This is a genomic window from Sorangium sp. So ce362, from assembly GCF_051519845.1.
Classification (GTDB): Bacteria; Myxococcota_A; Polyangia; order Polyangiales; family Polyangiaceae; genus Sorangium.
The window spans coordinates 1,623,395-1,643,732 of record NZ_CP150332.1 but is presented as its reverse complement, the minus strand read 5'-3'; the positions used below and the strand labels follow the sequence as shown (position 1 = coordinate 1,643,732).

At 72.2% G+C, this 20,338-nt stretch carries 14 protein-coding genes; 6 read left to right on the top strand and 8 right to left on the bottom strand.

Going from position 1 to position 20,338, the window contains the following annotated elements:
* Positions 1-251: 251 nt before the first annotated feature.
* From WMF17_RS06515 to WMF17_RS06495, 5 genes are all read left to right on the top strand, one after another.
* Positions 252-725 carry a response regulator gene (locus WMF17_RS06515; RefSeq protein WP_437601086.1) on the top strand — a complete coding sequence of 158 codons (474 nt, stop codon included), beginning with the start codon at positions 252-254 and terminating at the stop codon, positions 723-725.
* 199 nt (positions 726-924) lie between these two features.
* A complete protein-coding gene (locus WMF17_RS06510; RefSeq protein ID WP_437601085.1) occupies positions 925-3,270 on the top strand; it encodes a sulfatase-like hydrolase/transferase in 2,346 nt (781 codons plus the stop codon).
* 17 nt (positions 3,271-3,287) lie between these two features.
* Positions 3,288-4,379 (top strand): formylglycine-generating enzyme family protein, encoded by a 1,092-nt coding sequence (locus WMF17_RS06505; RefSeq protein ID WP_437601084.1) that lies wholly within the window; start codon positions 3,288-3,290, stop codon positions 4,377-4,379.
* A 123-nt stretch (positions 4,380-4,502) separates the two neighbouring features.
* Complete coding sequence (locus WMF17_RS06500) at positions 4,503-5,117, top strand: SH3 domain-containing protein (RefSeq protein WP_437601083.1); 615 nt, start codon at positions 4,503-4,505, stop codon at positions 5,115-5,117.
* Positions 5,114-6,418: a guanine deaminase gene (locus WMF17_RS06495; RefSeq protein WP_437601082.1), complete on the top strand. Its 1,305-nt coding sequence runs from the start codon at positions 5,114-5,116 to the stop codon at positions 6,416-6,418. Before WMF17_RS06500 ends, WMF17_RS06495 begins: the two co-directional genes overlap by 4 nt.
* Before the next feature lie 45 nt (positions 6,419-6,463).
* On the opposite strand, the gene WMF17_RS06490 is transcribed toward WMF17_RS06495, so the two are convergent.
* The 4 genes from WMF17_RS06490 to WMF17_RS06475 all read right to left on the bottom strand — a co-directional run bounded on the left by WMF17_RS06490 (position 6,464) and on the right by WMF17_RS06475 (position 12,142).
* On the bottom strand, positions 6,464-6,634 hold the full coding sequence (locus WMF17_RS06490) for a hypothetical protein (RefSeq protein WP_437601081.1): 171 nt from the start codon (positions 6,632-6,634) through the stop codon (positions 6,464-6,466).
* 199 nt (positions 6,635-6,833) lie between these two features.
* Positions 6,834-8,204 (bottom strand): hypothetical protein, encoded by a 1,371-nt coding sequence (locus WMF17_RS06485; RefSeq protein ID WP_437648689.1) that lies wholly within the window; start codon positions 8,202-8,204, stop codon positions 6,834-6,836.
* A gap of 607 nt (positions 8,205-8,811) precedes the next feature.
* On the bottom strand, positions 8,812-10,197 hold the full coding sequence (locus WMF17_RS06480) for a CCA tRNA nucleotidyltransferase (RefSeq protein WP_437648688.1): 1,386 nt from the start codon (positions 10,195-10,197) through the stop codon (positions 8,812-8,814).
* Between the two features lie 52 nt (positions 10,198-10,249).
* The gene (locus WMF17_RS06475; protein WP_437601078.1) at positions 10,250-12,142 is read right to left on the bottom strand and encodes a protein kinase domain-containing protein; all 1,893 of its coding nucleotides are present in this window, start codon (positions 12,140-12,142) and stop codon (positions 10,250-10,252) included.
* Positions 12,143-12,331: 189 nt separating this feature from the next.
* Here WMF17_RS06475 and WMF17_RS06470 point away from each other — a divergent pair, with 189 nt between their 5' ends.
* On the top strand, positions 12,332-14,092 hold the full coding sequence (locus WMF17_RS06470; protein ID WP_437601077.1) for an ABC transporter permease: 1,761 nt from the start codon (positions 12,332-12,334) through the stop codon (positions 14,090-14,092).
* Between the two features lie 13 nt (positions 14,093-14,105).
* Here WMF17_RS06470 and WMF17_RS06465 read toward each other — a convergent pair whose 3' ends face one another.
* The 4 genes from WMF17_RS06465 to WMF17_RS06450 form a co-directional block, all read right to left on the bottom strand.
* Positions 14,106-15,245, bottom strand: coding sequence for a hypothetical protein (locus WMF17_RS06465; RefSeq protein ID WP_437648687.1), 1,140 nt, complete (start codon positions 15,243-15,245; stop codon positions 14,106-14,108).
* Positions 15,246-15,297: 52 nt separating this feature from the next.
* Positions 15,298-17,190 (bottom strand): 4Fe-4S binding protein, encoded by a 1,893-nt coding sequence (locus WMF17_RS06460; protein ID WP_437648686.1) that lies wholly within the window; start codon positions 17,188-17,190, stop codon positions 15,298-15,300.
* A gap of 5 nt (positions 17,191-17,195) precedes the next feature.
* Positions 17,196-18,188 carry a DUF362 domain-containing protein gene (locus WMF17_RS06455; protein WP_437648685.1) on the bottom strand — a complete coding sequence of 331 codons (993 nt, stop codon included), beginning with the start codon at positions 18,186-18,188 and terminating at the stop codon, positions 17,196-17,198.
* A gap of 112 nt (positions 18,189-18,300) precedes the next feature.
* Positions 18,301-20,082: a protein kinase domain-containing protein gene (locus WMF17_RS06450; protein ID WP_437601073.1), complete on the bottom strand. Its 1,782-nt coding sequence runs from the start codon at positions 20,080-20,082 to the stop codon at positions 18,301-18,303.
* Positions 20,083-20,338 lie beyond the last annotated feature (256 nt).

Sequence of the window (20,338 nt, the reverse complement as noted above, 5' to 3'; positions counted from 1 at the left end):
AGACCCGCTCTGGATGCACCTCGATGAAGTCGATTCGCTGGACTGACCGTCTATCCGGGCTGCATTGGAATGACGGCGTCAGGACCTTGCGAGGCCGAGGTCGGGGCGCGGCTCGGCAGGGGGCGTCCCGAACCTCCCCGGGTGGGGCAAAACTCCCCTGGTCAGGCCGGCCCCTGGCCCTGGCGGAACGAGGCACGCAACGTGCAGTGAGCGTGGGGTCGCCGGCCTCGTCGGCACGGAAGGAGCTGTGCATGAGCCTCATCGACGCGTGGGTCGGCGATCCGCCACCCCCCCCGCCCGCCGGCCGGTACGGCGCGGGCTGCCGGGTGATCGTGGCCGAGGATGACGACGAGATGCGCGCGCTGCTGACGTCGACGTTGAAGTGTGACGGCTTCGAGGTCGTCGAGGCGAAGAACGGGCTGGAGCTCCTCGATTACCTCCTCCCCCTGTTCGCCGGCCGGGAGCCGCCCGCGCCGGTCGACGCGATCGTCAGCGACATCCAGATGCCGTGCTTCACGGGCATGGAGGTGCTCGCCGGCCTGTCCGCGGTGCGGGGCCGGCCGCCCATCGTCCTGATCACCGCGTTCGGCGAGAGCTCCACCCACGCGCTGGCGCGCTCGCTGGGCGCGGTCGCGGTGCTCGACAAACCGTTCGACCTCGACGCGCTGCGAAGCGTGATGAGCCGGGTGATCGCGGCGCGGCAAGCGCCGGAGGACCCAGGCTGAGCTCCCGGGGTGCACGCGAAGGACGCTCGTGCGGGCCCCGTCGCCCTCGGCCCATCCGCCCCCGACCCATCCGCTCCCGCAGGATACTTTCCGGTTGCGTGCACCGATGGTAGGCCCCCGTTCTGCAGGGCGCACGACCTCGCGGCCAGGCGCGACAGGCCCTCGCGAGGCGCTCGCCCGGCCCTCCCCCTGTGTGCCCATGATCACCGCCGAACCAGGTCCCCCGCCGCCGCCGAGCGCCGCTGACGCTCATCAGAGCGCCCCGCCGCGATCGCCGAGCGGTCCGCCCGCCCGCACGAGCGCGCCGTCGGCGCGGTCCGTCCCCCCGCCGCCGCGCCGCAGCGCCTGGACCACCCGCCTCGGCGAGGCCTGCGTGCTCGGCCTCGGCGTCGCGTCGCTCTCGGCGGTCCCGACCGCGCTGCGCACCGCGCGCGCCGGCGCGTCGTTCCTCGACGGGCTCCTCGTCGGCACCGCGATCCTGCTCCCGCTCGTCACGCTCGCGCTCATCCTCTCGCGCGCCGCCGGCCGCGGCTTCCGGGGCATCGTCGGCGCGGGCGGCGAGCGCCTCGCCGTCCTCCGCGTCGCGCTGTGGATCGGCGTCGCCGTGCCCGTGCTCGCCGCGCTCGCCGCCCTCCTCAAGGCGGCGACCCACCACCGCGGCCTCGCCGGCGCGACCTTCGGCGTCCTCGGCCTCGCCGGCGTCGTGGCCGCGGCGGTCCTCACCCAGCGCCTCGTCGCGCTCGGCGACCGCCTCGCCGCCCGGGGCGTGAAGCCATGGATCCTCGCCGTCGCGGGCGCCGCCATCGGCGTCCTGCCCCTCGTCGCCGCCTTCGCGCCGCTCGCCGCCCTCGCGGGCAGCGCCCCCGGCGACGCCGGCGCCGCCGTGCGCGCGGCCATCGTCGACGGCGCCATCGCGCTCGTGGCGACCGCGCTCGTCTCCAGCGTCGACCTCAGCGCCGCGGTGGGCCGCATCGCCGGCCTCGCGGGCGTCCCGCTCGCCGCCCTGGTCCTCATGAGCGCGACCGCCCGGGTCGAGTCGTTCCCCCCGCTCGGCCAGGCCGTGCGCGCCGGCGGCGGGCTCGCGGCGACCCTCTTCGGCGCGCTCGAGCGGTGGACCGACCGCGACGGCGACGGGATGGGCTCGCACTTCGGCGGCCTCGACTGCGACGAGGGCGACCCCACCCGGTATCACGGCGCGCCGGACATCCCGGACGACGGCATCGACCAGGGTTGCGGCGACGCAGCCCTGGGCGACGCCTCCCGGCCCGCCGGGGCGCTCGCGGGCACCGCTGCCCCTCCTGCCAGCGCCGCGCCGGCCGCACCGGCCACGGCCGCGCGCGCCGCCGCCGTGCCCGCGGCGCACGACGATCGCGGCGCGGTGATCCCGGCCGTCCTGATCAGGGCCACCTCCCCCGCCGCCACGCCGACGCCCGCCCCCGCGTCCGCGCCGGAGCGTCCCGACATCCTCCTCGTCACCCTCGACACGGTCCGCGCCGACCACACGTCGGCCTACGGCTACGGCCGCGACACGAGCCCGCGGCTCGCCGAGCTCGCGGCCCGCGGCGTGCTGTTCGAGCGCGCCTATGCCGCCTCGAGCGAGGCGCAGCGGGCCATCGCGCCGCTCGTCACCGGCCGCCGCCTCAACCGGGCGGCGCGCGACCGCCGCGCCTGGCCGACGCTGCTGCCCGAGAACGACACCCTCGCCGAGCGCATGAAGCGCGCCGGCTACCTCACCGCCGCGGTCAGCTCGTTCACGTGGATCAGCCGGGAGCGCGGCTTCGACCAGGGGTTCGATCGCTTCGAGACCGTCTACGACGAGGCCCACCCCGAGCGTGAGGCGACCGGTCACCTCGCGGTCAAGAAGGCCATCGAGCTCCTCGAGGGCGACGCCCCGCGCGCGCAGCCGGTCTTCCTCTGGCTCCACCTCTTCGACGCCCACGAGCGCTATGTCGCCCACCCCGGCATCCGCTTCGGCTCCGGCAGGACGGCCGCCTACGACGGCGAGATCGCCTACGTCGACCGGCAGCTCGGCGCCCTGCTCGACGCCGTGGCCCGGGGCCCCCGCGCCGACCGCACCGCGATCATCGTCCACGGCACGCAGGGGGAGGGCCTCGGCGAGCACGCCACCTTCGGCCACGGGGTCGAGCTCTACGAGGAAGCGATCCGCGTCCCGCTCGTCGTCGCCCTCCCCGGCGCAGCTCCCGGCCGCTACCCGCACCCGGTGAGCACGGTCGACATCGCGCCCACCGTCCTCGAGCTCGGCGGCGCGGAGGTCACCGCCGTCGAGGGCGGCTCCCTCGCCGCCATCGCCGCCGGCGCGGACCGCGCGCCCCGAGGACCGGTGTTCGCCCGCACCGCCCGCCGCGCGGCGGTCGTCGACGGGCACCTCAAGCTCCTCGTGCTCAAGCGCAAGAAGCGCGACCGGATGCTCCTGTTCGATCTCGAGCGCGATCCCCGGGAGACCCGCGATCTGTCGAACGAGCGCGCCGGCGACGTGGCGCGGCTCCGCGAAAAGTTGTCTGCCTTCGAGTCTCCCGCGCAGTAAAGTCTACGCGAGGGAGCATGCACAGGTTCGCCCACCCGACGCGGAAGCCCGCGCCCCCCCGCGCGAGGGCGCTGCGTGCGGCCGTCGCCGTCGGCTTCGCGCTGGGCATCGCCGCGCTCGCGCTGCTCGTGGTGCGGCTCGCGGAGGCGCCGACCGTGCCGCTGACGCTCGGAGCGAGCGCCATCACGGGCGCGCTGCCGCGCCGACTCCGGTTCGAGTGGCGCCTCGTCCGCGATCGCCACTGGCAGATCGCGTCGTCTCCCGCCGAGCCGCGCGACGCGATCGACCAGATCGAGGGCAACCGCGGCGTCTGTGCGACGGGCATGGTCGAGGTCTCCGGCCTCATGAAGCTCGACCCGACGCCGAGCGCTCAGGGCGACCTGCGCTCCATCGACGAGATGCAGCGGACGACCTGCAAGCACTGGATCAGCCGGAATTATCCGGAGCGGTGCGCGGAGTTCGACCGCGAGAAATGGCTCTCGATGTCGAGGGAGCTCGACACGAAGCCGATGCATTTCTGCATGGATCGCTACGAGTACCCCAACCAGAAGGGGGTCTATCCGTTCATCCTCGTCTCGTTCTACGAGGCGAGCGAGCTCTGCGCCGAGGAGGGCAAGCGCCTCTGTGACGAGGCCGAGTGGACCTTCGCCTGCGAGGGCGAGGAGGCGCGCCCCTACCCGTACGGGTACGTCCGCGACCCGGAGGCGTGCGTCGTCGACCAGCCGTGGCGCGCGTTCATCGAGACCGCGCTGCGCCCGCGGGGCGGCTCTGCCGCCATGGCCGAGATGGATCGGCTCTGGCAGGGCATGCCGTCCGGCGCTCAACCGCGCTGCCGGAGCGCGTTCGGCGTGTACGACATGACCGGCAACATCGATGAGTGGACCCGTTCCGTCCGCGAAGGTGAGCGCCCCTCCATCCTGAAGGGCGGCTACTGGGGCCCAGTGCGCACGCGTTGCCGCCCTTCGACCCGCTCGCACGACGAGAACCACATGTTCTACCAGCAGGGCTTCCGCTGCTGTGCGGCCCCCGGGGCTGCGCACGCCATGCCCGCGGAGCGCGCCGTCTCCAGCGACCCTGCCGCCGCCCCGCTGCCGCGCGAGCTCCGCTGACGCGCTCGCCGGCGTGGTGCCTCGTTCGACCGCTGCGCCGCGCCGCTCCGCCGCGCGCGCTCCGCCGGGCGCGCTCCGCCGCGCAGTCGACCGCGCTCGCCGCAGCGCGTATCCTCTGCGCTGATGGACGACTCTCCCGCCGGACAGGGTGCCTCGCCTGGCTCCCGCGACGTGCGCGCTGCGCACGCCGGCACGCGCCTCGCTGCCCGGGCGGCGCCGCCGCCGGGCGCCGCGCCTGCGCCGCCGCGCGCGCGCCGGCTCGATCGGCTGACCGGGCTCGTGCTCTTCGCCGCCGCCGCCGTCGCGCTGCTCCCGACGGCGCCGCTCGTCCTGCGCGCGGTCGCCGGCGAGCGGTCGCCGGTGCAGGGCGCTGGCCGGTTCACGCACCTCCTGGAGGGGCGTTCCCCGGCGGCGGCGCGCTCGCGGGCTCACCCTCGCTTCCCGTTCGACGAGGAGCCGGGCGCTGACGAGCCGCGGTCGCGGCACGACGACGGCCCTTCTTTTGACGACGAGGGCGAGGAGCCGGGCGCGCCCTCGCGCCTCCAGCTGGGCATCGCCTCGCGCGGCATCACGCTGCTCGAGGAGCCGCGGGCGGGCGGCGCCCGGATTGGCGCGATTGCCGCCGGCGAGCTCGTGATGATCGTGCGCGAGGCCGGCGCGTGGGCCCTCGTTACAAAGAACCAGGGGGACGGCATGGTCATGGGCTGGGCGCGCCGGAGCGAGATCGCGATCCGATGAGCGCCCGGAACGGCGGCTTGCCGCGCGCCTACCGCGGCCGTTTGCTCACGCCCCTCGCCGCGCCCGACGGCGGTGCACAGGTCCGCTTCCTGGATGACGCCTTGCTCGTGGTCGGCGCCGACGGCCTCATCGTCCAGGTGGCGCCGTTCGCCCCGGGCGCTTTCCGCGGTCCGGTGCTCGACCTGCGCCCTGCGGTGCTGATGCCCGGCTTCATCGACGCGCACCTGCATTTCCCGCAGACCCGCATCATTGGCAGCGCCAGCGGCGCCCTGCTTGACTGGCTCGATCGGTCTGTCTTCCCCGAGGAGGCTCGCTTCCGCGACGCGGGTTATGCCGCGCTGGTCGCGGGCGAGTTCACGGATCGTCTGCTCGCGTCGGGCACGACCACCTGCGTCGTCTATTCCAGCTCGTGCGCCGGGGCGACCGACCAGCTCTTCCGCGCCCTGCTGCGCGCTGGCTTGCGCGGCATCGCTGGCCTCACGCTCATGGACCAGAACTGCCCTGAGGCGCTCTGTGTCCCTCGCGACGAGGCCATCGCGGCGGCCCGGGATCTCGTGCAGCGCTGGCACGGCGAGGGCGGCGGCCTGCTCGAGTTCGCGATCACGCCCCGCTTTGCCCCCACGTGCTCGCGCCCCTTGATGGAGGCGGCCGCGCGCCTCGCGCGGGATCACGACCTCCTCGTGCAGACGCACGTCGCCGAGAGTCCGGCCGAGTGCGAGGCCGCCCTGCGCGAGCACCCGTGGGCGCGCGATTACGTCGACGTCTACGACCGGGTTGGCCTGCTCACCGGGCGTACCCTGCTCGCGCACGCCATTCATTTCTCGCCGCGCGAGTGGGATCGCGTCGCCGAGGCCCGCTCGTCGGTCGTCCACTGTCCTGACTCGAACTTCTTCCTGGGCAGCGGGCGCATGCGTCTTGGCGACGCCCGCGCCCGAGCTGTCCCGGTCGCGCTGGGCAGCGACGTCGGCGCGGGTCGCAGCTTCGACATGCGCCGCAGCATGTCGAGCGCCTTTGACAATGCCCTCTGCCTTGGCGACCGCCTCACCCCGTCCGCGCTCTTCGTCATGGCGACGCAGGGCACGGCCGACGCCATCGGACTGGGCCGGGTGATTGGCAGCCTCGAAGCCGGCAAGGAGGCTGATTTCCTCGCCGTCCGTTTCCCCGACCACGTGCTCGGCGAGTCGGATCTATTGAACCATCTCGCCTTCGCCCCCGAGACCGCCGCAATAAAGCGCTCCTTCGTCCGCGGCAATCCCGTCCACCCCCGCCCCCCCGGCTCTCCCCCCCTGATTCACCTGTAGGCCCCCGTGACGGCAATCCCGTCCACGCCCTCCATGGGGGCCGGTCTACTCCGCTTCGTAGACCTCGAGCTCCCAGACGAGGATCTCGAAATCGCGCCGCAGGATGTACCGAGCGCCGTCGTCCCCGCGCACCTTGAAGTAGAGGTGATCGCCCCCTGGCCATCGGTCGAGGATCTCCGTCACCCGCACGCGGCGCTCGCCCAGGGTGAACGCCACGGGCTCCTCGCTTCCGCCGTGGCCGGCACGGCACGCCACATCGACCCGCATCTGTCCTCGCGCAGGGTAGCAGGCCCGGGCGCCCGGCTCTCGCGATCCGCCCCGGAGGGGAGGCTCGCCGGCCGGGCGGCGCCTTGGACCGGCGCTCTTCGAGGCGATGCGCGCATCACACGCATCGCGCCCGGGAGCGCCTCCTCGCTCAGTCGGGGGTGACCGAGCAGCCGTAGAGCAGGTTCATGCTCGCCGTGTTGTCTTGCACCGCGACCGTGCACGTCTCCGGGCACAGCCGGATGAGCCCCTCGTCGATGTAGAAGGACATCGCCTTGCACTCCTCGGGGCTCTTCACCTGGGCGAAGGTCTGCTTCTGCCCGCCGTTGCTCGGCGTGAACTCGATCTGCACCGTCGCCAGATCGATGGCGTGCCCGCCTGGCGCCTCCGGCACCTCGATCTCGCACGACAGCTTGGCGCCCGAGATCACGCTGTCTGCGATCGCCTGGAACACGGCGTCGTAGGTGTCGTACTGGTTGATCGGGTACCTCAGCCCCCCGGTCATGACGCTGAGGGACTGGTAGGTCGTCCCGGGATCGACCGAGCCGGGCCGGCACTGCTTCCAGGTGGCGGGCGCGTCCGGCGGCCAGGGCGCGGTCGGCGGCGTGTTCTCGACGATGCCCACGAAGCTGTAGAACATGTAGTTGCGCGCGCTCGTCGAGCCGAAGTACTCCGGCGCGAGCGCCGTCAGCGCCGCGTCGAAGGCCTCTGCCGAGCGGGTGCCTCCGGCCACGTTCTCGTTCTCGGGCAGATCGTCGTCGAGGTCGTAAAGGGTGATGTCGCCGTCGTCGGTTTGCGTGGCGCTGGCGCCGAGCGACCTCGTCGAGCAGTCCACGCCGTCGTCGGTGATCTCGACGAACACCTTGAGCGAGTCCATCCGGAGCCACTGCGACCACCCGGGCGACGTGGCCTCCCCCCGGGGCGGGATCGCGCCCTTCACGGTGTCGATCGCCAGACAGAGCGAGTCGAGGCTGCTGACATCCAGGTTGTACTGATAGAAGTGCGGCGGATTGGTGTTCGGGTTCGCCGGGAGCGGCGAACAGCTCCCGCTGCCGAGCGGCGCCTCGATGCAGACCGACTGCTCCTGCGTCGAGCTGCCGTGCCTCGAGAGCATGATGACGCGGTAATCGATGCCGCTCCGCTCGATGATCGAGGCGAAGTTCTGGTTGATGTTCCGCTGGACGCTGTCGATCTCCTCCGTCATGCTCTCGGAGTTGTCGATGATGAAGATGATGTCGGCCGGGCGCTGCTCGTAATCGGCCTGCAAGCTGGTCGCGACACACGCGGTGTCCTCGTTGAGCGACGCATCCCCGGTCCCTCCATCGAACTGGAACCCGCCGCCGTCCCCGCTCCCGGTCGTATCATCGCCCCCGCCCCCGCCCTCGCCGCCCCCGCCGCTGCCAGAGCCGTTATTGCCGGAGCTCGCCCCACCACCCCCGCCGGAGCATCCACCGATGAACGCCGCCGCCGCAAGCAAACCCGAACCAACCAGCCCAACAAGCGTCTTCGTCGAGAGCTTCAAATGGACCTCCCAATGGGGGGCGCGATAGTGCGCAGCAACGGATGTTACCAGAGACACGTCCGGATGGATGCGATCTGCATGAAATAATCGAACCTGACGGGAGGTAGACGACCGACCACCACTGTCGGCCCATGTACCTTGCCTGCGACCGATCGACTCGCGATCTGGGACAGCCTCCCCTAAGGGGCGAGGAGATGGCCGAGCGCGGGTGGACGGGAGCGACGCGCGACAGGGAGGGCCGGTGCGGCCCGTCGAGACCACCCTCGGGTACACGCGACGCGCGCCGCGCACAGCGATCCTATCGGCTCCCCTCGCCGCCGTGCACAGGAGTCGTGTCGTCCCTGAGCGCGCTCCTCGCGAAGCTCCCCCCGCGTCACCCTCCTCGTCCCCGCTTCGTAGACGGCAGACCCTCCTCGGGCCAGCTCGTCGCGCGGCGTGGGGAGGGCCGGTGTCTGAGCCCAAATGACAGAGCTCCTCCAGGTTTGCCGGAAGAGCTCTGTCTCAGGCGAGTTCAGCCCTCCCTGCGCCGCGCGACGAGCTGGCCCGAGGAGGGCCGGGCAGCTCGGCGAGACCTCCCCCCGCAACCGGGTACGCCCTTGCTCGACCCTTACTGGCCCGCGCTCTTCGCCGCGACCATGTCCCGCGCCGCCGCGAGCAGGCGCTCCGGCGTGTTCGCCTCGGGCTCCTCGGTCACGACCTCGACGAGCCGCTCCAGGATCTCCCCGACGAGCCTGCCCGGCGGGATGCCGAGCTCCTTCATCAGCGTGCTGCCGTTCACGGCGAGATCCTTGGCAGACAGCGCCGCGCCCGCGGCGAGCAGCGCCTCCACGCGCTCCCGGAGCCGCCCGATCGTCGCGATGTCCTCGGTCACCTCGCGCCCCTTGCCGAGCGCGTCGGCCACGCCGATCTCGTAGAGATCCGGCGCGAGCCCCGGCGTCACCCGGCGGAGCCACCGGCGCACCGCGGCGTCCGTCCACGAGTCGTCGTAGCAGATCAGGTGGTGGCGGATGAGCGCCACGATCCGCGCGCGCTCGTCGTTGGAGAAGCGGAGCCGCGTCAGGATCGGCTCGGCCATCTCGGCGCCGACCCGCTCGTGCTCGTAGAACGTGTAGTCGCTCGTCTTCTCGGAGAACTCGCGCGTCCTCGGCTTGCCGATGTCATGCATCAGCGCCGCCACGCGGAGGATCGGCTCGGGCTTGCACGCGTCGAGGCAGGCCATCGCGTGCCCCCACACGTCGTACGCGTGCCAGCGGTTCTGCTCGCACCCGACCGACTCGATCATCTCCGGGCAGGTGATCGAGAGCAGCTCCGTGCGGCGCATGATCTCGAATGCCACGCTCGGACGGCGCGCGCGCATCGCCTTGAGCCACTCGTCGCGCACCCGCTCCGCGCTCACGCAGCGGAACGTCTGGTGCGACCGCGCGGTGCCCATGGCGCGCTCGGTCTCGGGGTCGAGCGCGCTCTCCAGCGTCGCCGCGAAGCGCGCCGCGCGCAGCACCCGCAGGCCGTCCTCGGCGAAGCGCTCGCCCGGATCCCCGACCGCGCGGATGATCTTCGCCTCGAGGTCCCGCTGGCCGCCGAACGGATCGATGAGGTGCCCGTCGACCGGGTCGATCGCGATGGCGTTCATGGTGAAGTCCCGCCGCGCGAGATCGGCCGTGATGTCGTCCACGAACTCGACCCGGTCCGGCCGCCTGCCGTCGCTGTAGGTCCCGTCGCCCCGCAGCGTCGTCACCTCGTACGGCACGCCGCGCACGACGACGGTCACCGTCCCGTGCTGGATCCCGGTCGGGATCACCTTCCGGAACGCGGCAACGACCTCGTCCGGCCGCGCGTCGGTCGCCACGTCCCAGTCCTTGGCGGGCTCCCCGCGGAGCAGGTCGCGCACGCACCCGCCGACGATCCAGCCGCGCTTGCCGCGCTCGCGGAGGCGGCGACAGATGCCGAGCACGTCCTCGGGGACGAGGTCGATGAGGTGATCTATCCGGGTCACCCCCGCGGCTTATCACGGCGCCCGCAGAGCGGGGCCTGCGCCGAGCGGCCGCTCACTTCTTCTGGTTCGCCCAGGGGTCCCGGACGTCCGAGCCCTTCGGAGGCCGGACCGGCGTCGGCGTCGGCCGGAAGGGCCTCACCTTCGTGCCGCCCTTCTCGTCGACCTCGACGAGCTTCACGAGCTTGCTCTGCTCGGTCCCGTCGAGCACGACCGTGCTGGGGACGTACCCCTCGGCCCGGATGTCGATCGTGACCGTCTGCCCCTGCTCCACGTCGATGCTTGCGGGCAGCCTCATCTCGACGCCGTTGCGGTAGCCGACCGCCGTCTCCGGCACGGCGGCCAGCGCGACCACCGTCTTCTGGACGGCGGGCGGCGGCTCGGGGGCCGGCGGCCTGGCCGCGGGCACCTCGACCGGCGGCTTCTGCACCCCCTGCAGGCCGCTGTCCCTGGCGGACCCGCTCGCGCCGATGACGAAGATGGCGGTCACGATCCCGACCGCGGCCGCCGCGCCGGCGACCCACACGTAGCGGGGCCACGGCGAGCGCGGCGGCGACGGCGGCGTCGCGGGGACGATCACCTTCGACGTCTTGAAGTAGTCGTGCGGCACATTGAAGCCGCCCGAGCGCGCCATCATCTCCGCGACCGCGCCCGGCACGCCCCCGCCCCTCACGCGCTCGAGGTCCTCGTGGAGATCGCTCATCGTCTGGTAGCGCGACTCCGGCTTCTTGGAGAGGCACTTCAGGATCACCGCCTCGAGCCCCGGCGGGCAATCGGGGCCGCCGACGAGCGCCCGGATGGGGACCGGCGCCTTGTACATGTGCTGCGTCAGGATCCCCATGAAGTTGTCGGCGTTGAACGGCAGCTGCCGGCTCACGAGCTCGTAGAGCATCACGCCGAGCGAGTAGATGTCGGTCCGGTGATCGATGGGCGCGCCGGCGGCCTGCTCGGGGGACATGTAGTGCGGCGTCCCGAACACCGCCCCGGCACGCGTCAGCTTCGTCGTCGTGCTTGTCGACACCTTCGCGATCCCGAAGTCGAGGATCTTCACGAAGCTCGGATCGCTGCCGCGGGCCACCACGAAGACGTTGTCCGGCTTGAGATCGCGGTGGATGATGCCGGCGTCGTGCGCGGCGGCGAGGCCCGCGGACAGCTGCTGCGCGATGTGGCAGATGCGATCCATCGGCAGCTCGTTCGGCGAGTCGATGAGCTGCGCCAGGCTCACGCCTTCCAGGTACTCCATGACAAAGTACGTGGAGCCGTCCGGCAGGTCGCCGAAGTCGGAGATGTCGACGATGTGCGGGTTGCCGATGCTCGACGCGGAGCGGGCCTCCTGCACGAAGCGCTCGAAGATCTCGCGGTCCCGCGCGAGCTCCGCGCGGAGCACCTTCACGGCGACGCGCTTGTCGATGACCTTGTGGCGGGCGAGGTAGACGAACCCCATCCCGCCCTCGCCGAGCAGCCGCTCGATCTTGTACCGGTGGTCGAAGGTCGTCCCGATGTACGGATCCTTGGCGCCGGGCGGCCGCCGCTCGCGCGGCTCGACCTCGTCCGGCGGCGGGATCTCCATGGACGGCTCCGCCTCGCTGATCGGGGCAGCGCTCGTCCTCCCGCTCATCTCGTCGGCGTCGGGCTGGCTCTGCCGCCCGAACCGCGGGGTCTGCTGGCGCAGCGGCGGCGGCGCTCTGAAGCTCGGCGGCACCTCGCTCGCCGGCCCCTCGACCCAGCCCGACCTGGAGGGCCTCGACGAGGGGCGGAGCTCGACCTCCACGGGCACGTCCTCGTCGCCTGCGCCCTCGGGCTCCGCGAACGCGGCGCCGACGCCGGACGAGCGAGCTCCGGCCGGCGCGCCGCTGGGGCGTGACGCCGGTGCCTCATCGAGCGCGCCTGCCTCGTCGTCGAAAACTCTGCTGCGCGCGGTGTGGTGCTCGTTTTTGGTGGCGCTCATGAAAGGCTCGCGGGCAGAGGTGCACGCCACATGCCGGCATCTGCGGCAGGGTCGGATTCTAGCAGGCGTTCGGTCCGGGAAGCGAGATCATGCGGACCCTGCCCGTGAAAGCCCGCGTGGGCGCGGGCGCCGTCGATCACCGCGGCCCGGCGTGCCGCGCGCGCGGCGTTCTGCTAGGAGGGCACCGCGATGAGCGACCCCGCCCGGCTCAACTCCATCATCATCGTGCTCGTCGTAGCCGTCGCGGCGGTTGGCCTGGCGCTCGCGCTGTTCTATCTGCTCGGGAAGCTGCTCTGGAAGGACCGCTTCGCGCTCGGCGTCTCGCTGCGGTATCTCGGCTCCAAGAAGCGGGCGTTCATCTCGGTCGGCACCACGTTCGCGATCCTCGGGGTCGCGCTCGGGGTCGCGGCGCTCGCGACCGTGATGAGCGTGACCGGGGGTTTTCAGGCGGAGTTTCGCGAGAAGGTCCTGGGCGTCAACGCGCACGTCCTTGTGATCAAGTACTCCACGGACTTCCGTGAGTACCGCTCGATCATGGATCAGGTCGCCAAGGTGCCCGGTGTCGTCGGAGTGGCGCCATTCAGCATCAACCCCATGATGCTGACGCACGGAGACGCGACGGCGACGGGCGTCCTCGTGAAGGGGGTGGACCCGGCGAGGAGCCTCGGCGTCGGGGCGGAGGGCGCCACGCCCGTGCTCGACCTGCCGCGCCACATCCTCCCGGGCGGCGATCTCGCCGGGCTGCGGCGCCCAGGCGCGAGGCCTCCGGAGCGCGCGGCGCCGCCGTCCCTGCCCGACGTTCCTTCCTTGGAGAAGGGCGCGGGCTCACGCGGCGCGCTCGAGCCCGACGCGGGCGGGGAGTTCGATCTGTTGAAGGCGTACGAGGCGCGCATCCTGGAGGACGAGCGCGCCGCTGCCGCGCGCGGCGCCGGCGCCGAGCCCGCCGCTGAGCCGGCCGACCTCGACGTCGCCGCGCTCGACGCCGCCGCGGATACCGGCGCCGAGGGCGCCGAGCTCGCGGTGGACGACGGTGCCCCGCGGGGCTCGATCGAGCCGCAGGGCGGCTACGGCAGCGTGCTCCCCGAGGACGACGAGCTGCCGCCCGAGGTGGATCCGGACCCCTGCGCCGACAAGGAGCAGATCGCGAGGATGCCGGGCATCGTGATCGGCGCTGCGCTGGCGAAGAACCTGTCCCTCGACATCGGCCAGTGCGTCACCGTCACCTCGCCCACGATCGGCTTCTCGATCTCGAACGGCGCGATCAAGCCGCCGGTCGCCAAGCGATTCCGGGTCATCGCGATCTTCGAGGCCGGCTTCGAGCAGTACGACACCAAGCTGGCGTATGCCGATCTCTACGAGACGCAGGCGTTTTACGATCATGGCGACACGGTGACGGGCGTCGAGATGAAGGTCGATGACATCGACAACGCCAGCACCATCGCGCGTGAGATCAGCCAGCTCCTCAGCAACGGGCTTTATTACACGATGGACTGGGAGGAGCTGAACCACGGGCTCTTCACCGCGCTGCGCATCCAGCAGATCGGCATGAGCGCGGTGCTCGCGCTCATCATCGTGGTCGCCGCCTTCACGGTCATCGCGACGCTGATCATGGTGGTGCTCGACAAGAAGAAGGAGATCGCCGTCCTCAAGGCGATGGGCGCGACCGACGGCTCCATCCTGCGCATCTTCCTCTACCAGGGTGGGATCATCGGCGTCGGCGGCACCACGCTGGGGCTGCTGCTCGGCGTGGCGGTGTGCAAGGGCCTCCTGGTCTACGGTTTCCCGCTCGATCCGAAGGTCTATTTCATCTCCCGTCTCCCCGTGCAGGCGCGCCCGCAAGAGTTCCTGATCACCGGCGGCATCGCCATCCTGATCTGCCTCGCCGCGACGATCGTGCCGAGCCTGTACGCCGCGCGCCTCCGCCCTGCCGAAGGCTTCCGCGCGCAGTAAGCCTCCCCGCCCCCTACCGTCGCGTGGCCGAGTAGAGCCTCTGCCGCCGGTCCGCCATGTTCAGGTCGGACGCCAGATAGAGCGTGCACTCATCTGGCGAGAGCGACGGCGTCATGACGGCGATCTCCGGCTTCAGGCCCGACAGCAGCATCTTGGCCTTCTGCCCCTCCACCGGCAGCCCGTCGGCCCCGAGCTTCACGTAGAAGCTCCGCAGCACCGACGCTTGCGCGCAATCGCCGCGCGCGCTGTAGGGCGCCTGGAAGAACAGCACGCCCCCGTCGGGCGTCACCCACGGGGCGAGGTCGTCGCCCTTCGCCGGGCAGTCGCCGGGCAGGACGATGTCGAGCACCTGCACCTCCGAGTCCTCGGCGAGCTTCGTGACGAGCCGGCTCGTGGTCCCGCTCTGGTCCTGGTGCTTGTTCATGAACCAGTACCGGTAGGGCCGAACGCCGTGGGCCACCGCCACGGAGTAGCTCCCCCCGTCCAGGTAGAGCGCGTCGAACGCGTCCGCGTGGGTCGCCTCGAGCGCGTCCGCGACGAACAGCGACGGCAGGCTGCCCGGCCCGGCGAGGAGGCGATCGAAGAGCAGCGAGCCCCGAGGGAGGCCGTCGCGCGGCGACAGCGCGTCCAAGGGCAGGAGGAGCGGGCCCGACTCCGAGTCCGTGGAGTTGACCGAGGCGCTCGCGACCACCTCGCCCGCCGTCCAGGGCCGCCCGGTGGCCGTGGCGATCTGCGTGTCGCCCGAGCCGAAGGCGGCCACGTAGACGAGCCGCTGCGTCGCCCCGCCCTCGCCGGGCTCCTCGCGCACGCGCGGGAACGCGGGCGCCGTCCCCTCGACCTCGATCGCCATCGGCGCGCCGAACGACAGCGCGCCGCTGCGGCCTGCGCAGCGCACGCACGTCTCGCTCGCCGTGCAGAACTCCCCCGCCTCGCACGCCGCGCAGCCGCCCTCGCCGCCCCCTCCCGCCGACGAGGACGACGACGTCGCGGAGGCCCCCCCGCCCCCGCCCCCGTCGCCGCCGGCGCCGCCGCTCCCCGCGCTCGACGACGAGGACGCGGCGGGCGCGCCGGCCGCCGCGAACGGCTCGCCGCAGCCGGACAGGGCCCACATCGCGGCCAGCGAGAAGGTTCCGTACAAGCGAAGCGTGCGCACCCGAGCTGCCTCCTACCGTGGTCCCGCCGCGCGGAGCAGGCGCGCGGACGGGTCAAGACGGCTTGTTGTAATCCGTGTCCTCGAGAAGGATGACGTTCGTCTTCGAGCGGGTCTCGCCGACGCTCGTGACGTAGACCGCGGGCTTGTCCTGCACCGGACAGACCTTCTCGCACGCGCCGCAGCCGATGCAGAGCGCCGGATCGACGTGCGGGCGCTGCACGTGGACGCTCTTCATCAGCGGCTCCTTGCCGTGCTCCGCGGCCACCGGCTCGCGCTTCGGGATGTCGACCTCCTCGACCCAGATCGCCTTGGGCGACGTCGGGCAGAACTCCTCGCAGACGATGCACGGCACGCTCATCGACCACGGCAGGCAGCGCCCCTGGTCGTAGAACGCCGTGCCGATCGAGATCGGCTTCTGGCCGACCCCCATCTTCTGCTCCTCGGTGATCTTCTGGATCGCGCCGGTCGGGCAGACGTCGCCGCAGAGGACGCAGGAGTGCTCGCAGTACCCGATGCGCGGGATGACGATCGGCGTCCAGAGCCCCTCGATGCCCGCCTCGAAGAACGCGGGGTGGATCGCGTTGTTGGGGCACACCTTCATGCACTCGGCGCACCGGATGCAGCGCTCCAGGAACTCGCGCTCCTCGACCGAGCCCGGCGGCCGGATGACGCGGTGATCGTAGTTCGCGTCGAGCACGTCGGCGATGCGCGCCGTCGGGATGATCACCGCGCCGGCGGCGGCGGTCGCGAGGGCGGTGCGGCGGCCCGTGTCGGGCGTCACGATGGCGCTCTTCCGGTTCGGCAGGAAGCGGAACTTGATGACGTCCTCGGGGCAGGCGTCCTCGCAGTTGAGGCACATGTGGCACTCGTCCTGCCGCCACTTCACGCCGCCCTGGGGCGAGTCGGCGCCCTGGCAGTGCACGAGGCACAGGTTGCAGTCGGTGCACTTCGCGTGATCCTTCTCCATCCCGAAGAGCGCGAAGCGCGCGAACACGCCGAGGAAGGCGCCGAGCGGGCAGAGCACCCGGCACCAGAAGCGCGGGATGAAGCGGTTCATGAACAGGATCCCGACGAACAGGATCCCGACGAACCACGCGTGGTGGAAGTAGAACTGCTTCGTCTGCCACACGCTCGCGGCCAGGAAATCTTGCGTGTGGTCCGCGACGAGCTGCACCGGCCGGCTCCCGGTCTCGGCCGCGGAGCCGGTCACCACGGCGACGACGTACTGCGCCGCCGGGATGACGGCGAGGCCGATCGCCCGGACCGCCACGCAGATCGGATCGAACAGCCCGCCGATCACGCTGCCCGCCATGCTCGCCGCGAGGAACGCGTACATCAGGTAGTACTTCACCCGCTGCCGCGCGTACGTCTTGTTCGACTCGACGCGCTTGCCGCCCTTGCCGTAGCGCGACGGGAAGATCCACCCGAAGAAGTGGTGGAGGGTGCCGAACGGGCAGATCCAGCCGCAGAACACGCGCCCGAAGACGAGCGTCAGCGCGAGGATCCCGACCGACCAGGCCAGGCCGCGGTAGACGGTGTGCGTCGAGAGCAGGGTCATCGCGCCGACGAACGGATCGGCGAGGAGGAAGCCCTCGACGGGCAGCGGCAGGCGGACGCGCGCCTCGGACGAGGCGAACGAGCCGCGGAAGCCGGTCTGGAACAGGAAGTAGAGGAACAGCCCGAGGCAGCCGGCCTGCACGGCGCGGCGCACCCAGACGAGCACCTGGATCGTCTTGCGCGCCGGCAGCCCCGAGCCGGCCCGGCGCTTCGGGCCAGGCCGGACGAGCGCGCCGACCCGGCGCAGCAGCGCGGTCCAGGGGGCCACGCGCGCGGGCGCGGCAGGGACCGTCGTGCCGTCGGGGCTCGCCTTCGCGGGCGCCGCGGTCGCCGCAGCCGCCGCGTCACGGTGCGCCGGCCCCACCGGCGTCGGATCGGAATTTGCCATGAGTACTACACCTCGGCGAGCCGCAGGTTTTGCCAGTGCATCGTGCCCAGGCCGCGCTCGTGGCCCATCTTGATGTAGGGGATCTCCTCGGGCTTGCGGCCGAGGAGCTGGCACCCGTACGCGTCGGCGGCGACCTGGTCGGTCGTCGCGATGATCGTGTGCATGTCCTTCGCGTCGGCGACGTTCCCGCCCTGCGGCCCGTTGCGCATGAGGACGCGGACGGCGTCCACGATCGTGAGCGTGGGCTGGATGAACGTCGCCAGGTCGGCGATCGACACGTCGATGTTCTGGTGGAGGCGGTTGCGCCGGCCGCCGAGCGCCCCGTACCAGTTCTTCATCGCGGCGGTGTACTTCGACAGGTTGTGGTGCTTCGCGATGGGGACGTTGATGACCTTGTCCGCGTTGACGAGCGGCGTGTAGACGGGCCAGTCGTCGAGCACCTCGCCCTTCAGGCGCATGCCGCGGAAGCGGTGCGCGGCGGGGATGACGACCTCGGCGCCGACGTCGTAGGCGGCCTTCCAGATGCCGGAGCGCTGGAAGCAGCGGTTCGGCTCGTTGCACGAGGCGTCGGTGACGATGACGCTCTTGGCGCCGGCGTCGTAGGCGAGGCGCACCACCTCGGCCACGACCTTGGGGTTCGTGTTGGCGGCGTGGATGGGCGTGCGATCCCAGCCGATGTTCGGCTTCACGACCACGACGTCGCCGCGCGAGATGAAGCGGCGCATCCCGCCGAGCGCGTCGATCGCCTTGCGGACCAGGGCGGCGGGATCCGGGGCGCCCGCGGCGAGCACCTCGGCGCCGGCGCGCGCGACGACGAGCTCCGGCACCCCGGCGGGCGCGTCGCGGAGCCGGTAGTCCCGCGTTTGCTGGCGCTCCACGGCGCTGGCGGTGCTGCCGCCGGGGTCCCACCGGGCCGCCGCGACCCCGGCCGCGCCCCCGAGGACGAGGCCTGCTGCGCCCAGCCGACGCAGCATTTCACGCCGAGAGATGTCGTCCATGCCCCTCGCCTTCCCTGGCCTTACGGATAGCCTTCCCGGGCGGTCGCCACAAGCAGAGCCGGCCTGGCGGCGATGACGCGGGGCGCCTTTCAGCGCCTTCCAGCGACGGCGCTCAGGGAGGAGCGGCGGGGGGAGGCGCGGCGGTGGACGGCGTCGAGACCGCCGGGGTCGCCGGCGCGCCCGCGGCGGGGGGAGCGCCTGTGCTCGCCGGCGGCGGCGGCAGCTGGGGCAGCGCGCCGCTCGCGGCGGGCGCCGCCGGCGTCCCCGGCGAGGGCGGCGAGTCGTAGGGCTCGGCCGCTTCGTCCCTCAGGCGGTCGCGCTCGGCGATGCAGCTGGCACGCTCCGCGTCGCAGGCGGCGCGCTGCTGCGTGGCGGCGGCGAGCTCGGCGGCGCGCTGCTCGGCGAGCGCCCTGACCTCATCGCGCTCGGTGGTGAGCGCCGCGCGCGCCTTCTCGGCCTCGGCGAGCCGCTCGCGGTCCGCCATGGCGGCCTTCTCCGCGGCCGCGGCGCTGTCCTCACAGGTCTTGAGGCGCGCCGCGTGGGTCGCGTGCAGCGACTGGATCTGGCGGGCGTGCTCCGCGTCGGTCATGGAGCCGCTCTTCTGGAGGGTGGCCAGCGTGTCGTTGAAGTCCGCGCGATCCTGCTCGCGGCCGGAGCGGCACGTGTTCGCCTCGGCCGCTGCGATCTGGTGGGACGCGACGCAGGTGTCGAGCTGGTCGAACGACTCGGCCCCCTTCTGGCGGGCGCGCTCGAGCTCGTTGGCGAGCCGCAGGGTCTCGCGCTTCGAGAAGCCGAGCAGCACCACCGCGCAGCCGACGAGGGTCATCGCGCCGGCCGCGATGCGCACGCGCAGGTAAGACGTCTTCTGCTTGATCCGCAGCTGCTCGGCCTCCCGCTCGGCCTCGCGCTCCGGCTCGAGCAGCACGTCGAGCTCCTCGGCGAGCTGGGTCATCGACGGGCGCTCGTTCGGGTCGATCGCGAGCCATCGCCGGAGCGCCTCCTGGAACATCTGGCGCGGGCGTCCGGTGAGGTCGGGCAGCGCGTTGTCGGCGAGCGGCTTGTCGGCGCGGACGTCGTGGGACGCGATGAGCTCGGTGCGGGTCTGCGCGGACTCACCCGGGAAGTCCCGCGGGTTCACGAGCGCGTAGAGGAGGGTCGTGGCGAGCCCGTACGTGTCCATCTTCTCGGTCAGCGGAACGACGCCGGGGAAGCCGTTCAGCGCGCGGATCTGCTCGGGCGAGGCGTAGAGCGCCGTGCCTGCGCAGAAGGAGGCCTCGCGCTCCGCGGCCACGCCGAGGTCGAGCAGGATCGGGTGGACGCGGCCGGCGAACCTGGCGAGAAAGATGTTGTCCGGCTTGACGTCCTGGTGCCGGAGCCCTGCGGCGTGGAGCGCGTCGAGCCCGCGCGCGACGGGGAGGAAGGTGTCGTACGCCTCGCGCAGGCTGAGGGGGCTGCGCTCGAGGCGCTGCGCGAGGGTCTCCCCCTCGTAGACGGGCATGGTGAGCCACACGTAGTCGGCGGTCATGCCGTGGTCCTTCAGCTGGACGACGTGCGGGTGGCCGACGGTGGCGAGCATGACGAGCTCGCGCTCCACGTTGCGCATCGCGTACAGCGAGCGGGGCATGAGCTTGAGGGCGACCTGGTGCTCGGGGACGTCGACGCGCTGGGCGACGTAGACCTTGCCGAACATGCCCTTCCCGAGGAGGCGCCCGAGGCGATAGAGCCCGCCGACGATCTGGCCCACGTCGGGGAGGATCGAGGGGCCGCGGCTGCTCGTCCCGGGGTCGTCGGTGCCGCCGCGCGACGAGGAGCGCACCAGGCTCGCCGGGTCCGCCACCGTGACGGCGAACGCGTGGACGATCGTGGTGCGGAGGTTCGGATCGACGAGCGGCACGGCGGCTGCCAGGGTAGCGGAAGCGACGAGCGCGGAGAAAAAAGCCGGCGAACGGCAGACGGCGGGCGCCCGCCGTTTATTCGCCGAGCCTGGCGAAAGCGGAAGGTCCCGCGCCGCCTCGCGCGCGGGACGTGTCCATGGGAGCCAGCGGCGCGGTCCCGCCAGAACCACGCCACGAAACGCCCCACCGCAACGAGAAGCTCACGCGCGGGGCGTACTGGCCTGTTCGATGCACTGTCCTGTCCCGAGCGCGCCG

Bases quoted from the DNA above. Each gene is read 5' to 3' on its own strand.
- WMF17_RS06515 (WP_437601086.1), top strand. From the start codon at position 252: ATGAGCCTCATCGACGCGTGGGTCGGCGATCCGCCACCCCCCCCGCCC.
- WMF17_RS06510 (WP_437601085.1), top strand. From the start codon at position 925: ATGATCACCGCCGAACCAGGTCCCCCGCCGCCGCCGAGCGCCGCTGAC.
- WMF17_RS06505 (WP_437601084.1), top strand. From the start codon at position 3,288: ATGCACAGGTTCGCCCACCCGACGCGGAAGCCCGCGCCCCCCCGCGCG.
- WMF17_RS06500 (WP_437601083.1), top strand. From the start codon at position 4,503: ATGGACGACTCTCCCGCCGGACAGGGTGCCTCGCCTGGCTCCCGCGAC.
- WMF17_RS06495 (WP_437601082.1), top strand. From the start codon at position 5,114: ATGAGCGCCCGGAACGGCGGCTTGCCGCGCGCCTACCGCGGCCGTTTG.
- WMF17_RS06475 (WP_437601078.1), bottom strand. From the start codon at position 12,142: ATGAGCGCCACCAAAAACGAGCACCACACCGCGCGCAGCAGAGTTTTC.
- WMF17_RS06470 (WP_437601077.1), top strand. From the start codon at position 12,332: ATGAGCGACCCCGCCCGGCTCAACTCCATCATCATCGTGCTCGTCGTA.
- WMF17_RS06460 (WP_437648686.1), bottom strand. From the start codon at position 17,190: ATGGCAAATTCCGATCCGACGCCGGTGGGGCCGGCGCACCGTGACGCG.
- WMF17_RS06455 (WP_437648685.1), bottom strand. From the start codon at position 18,188: ATGGACGACATCTCTCGGCGTGAAATGCTGCGTCGGCTGGGCGCAGCA.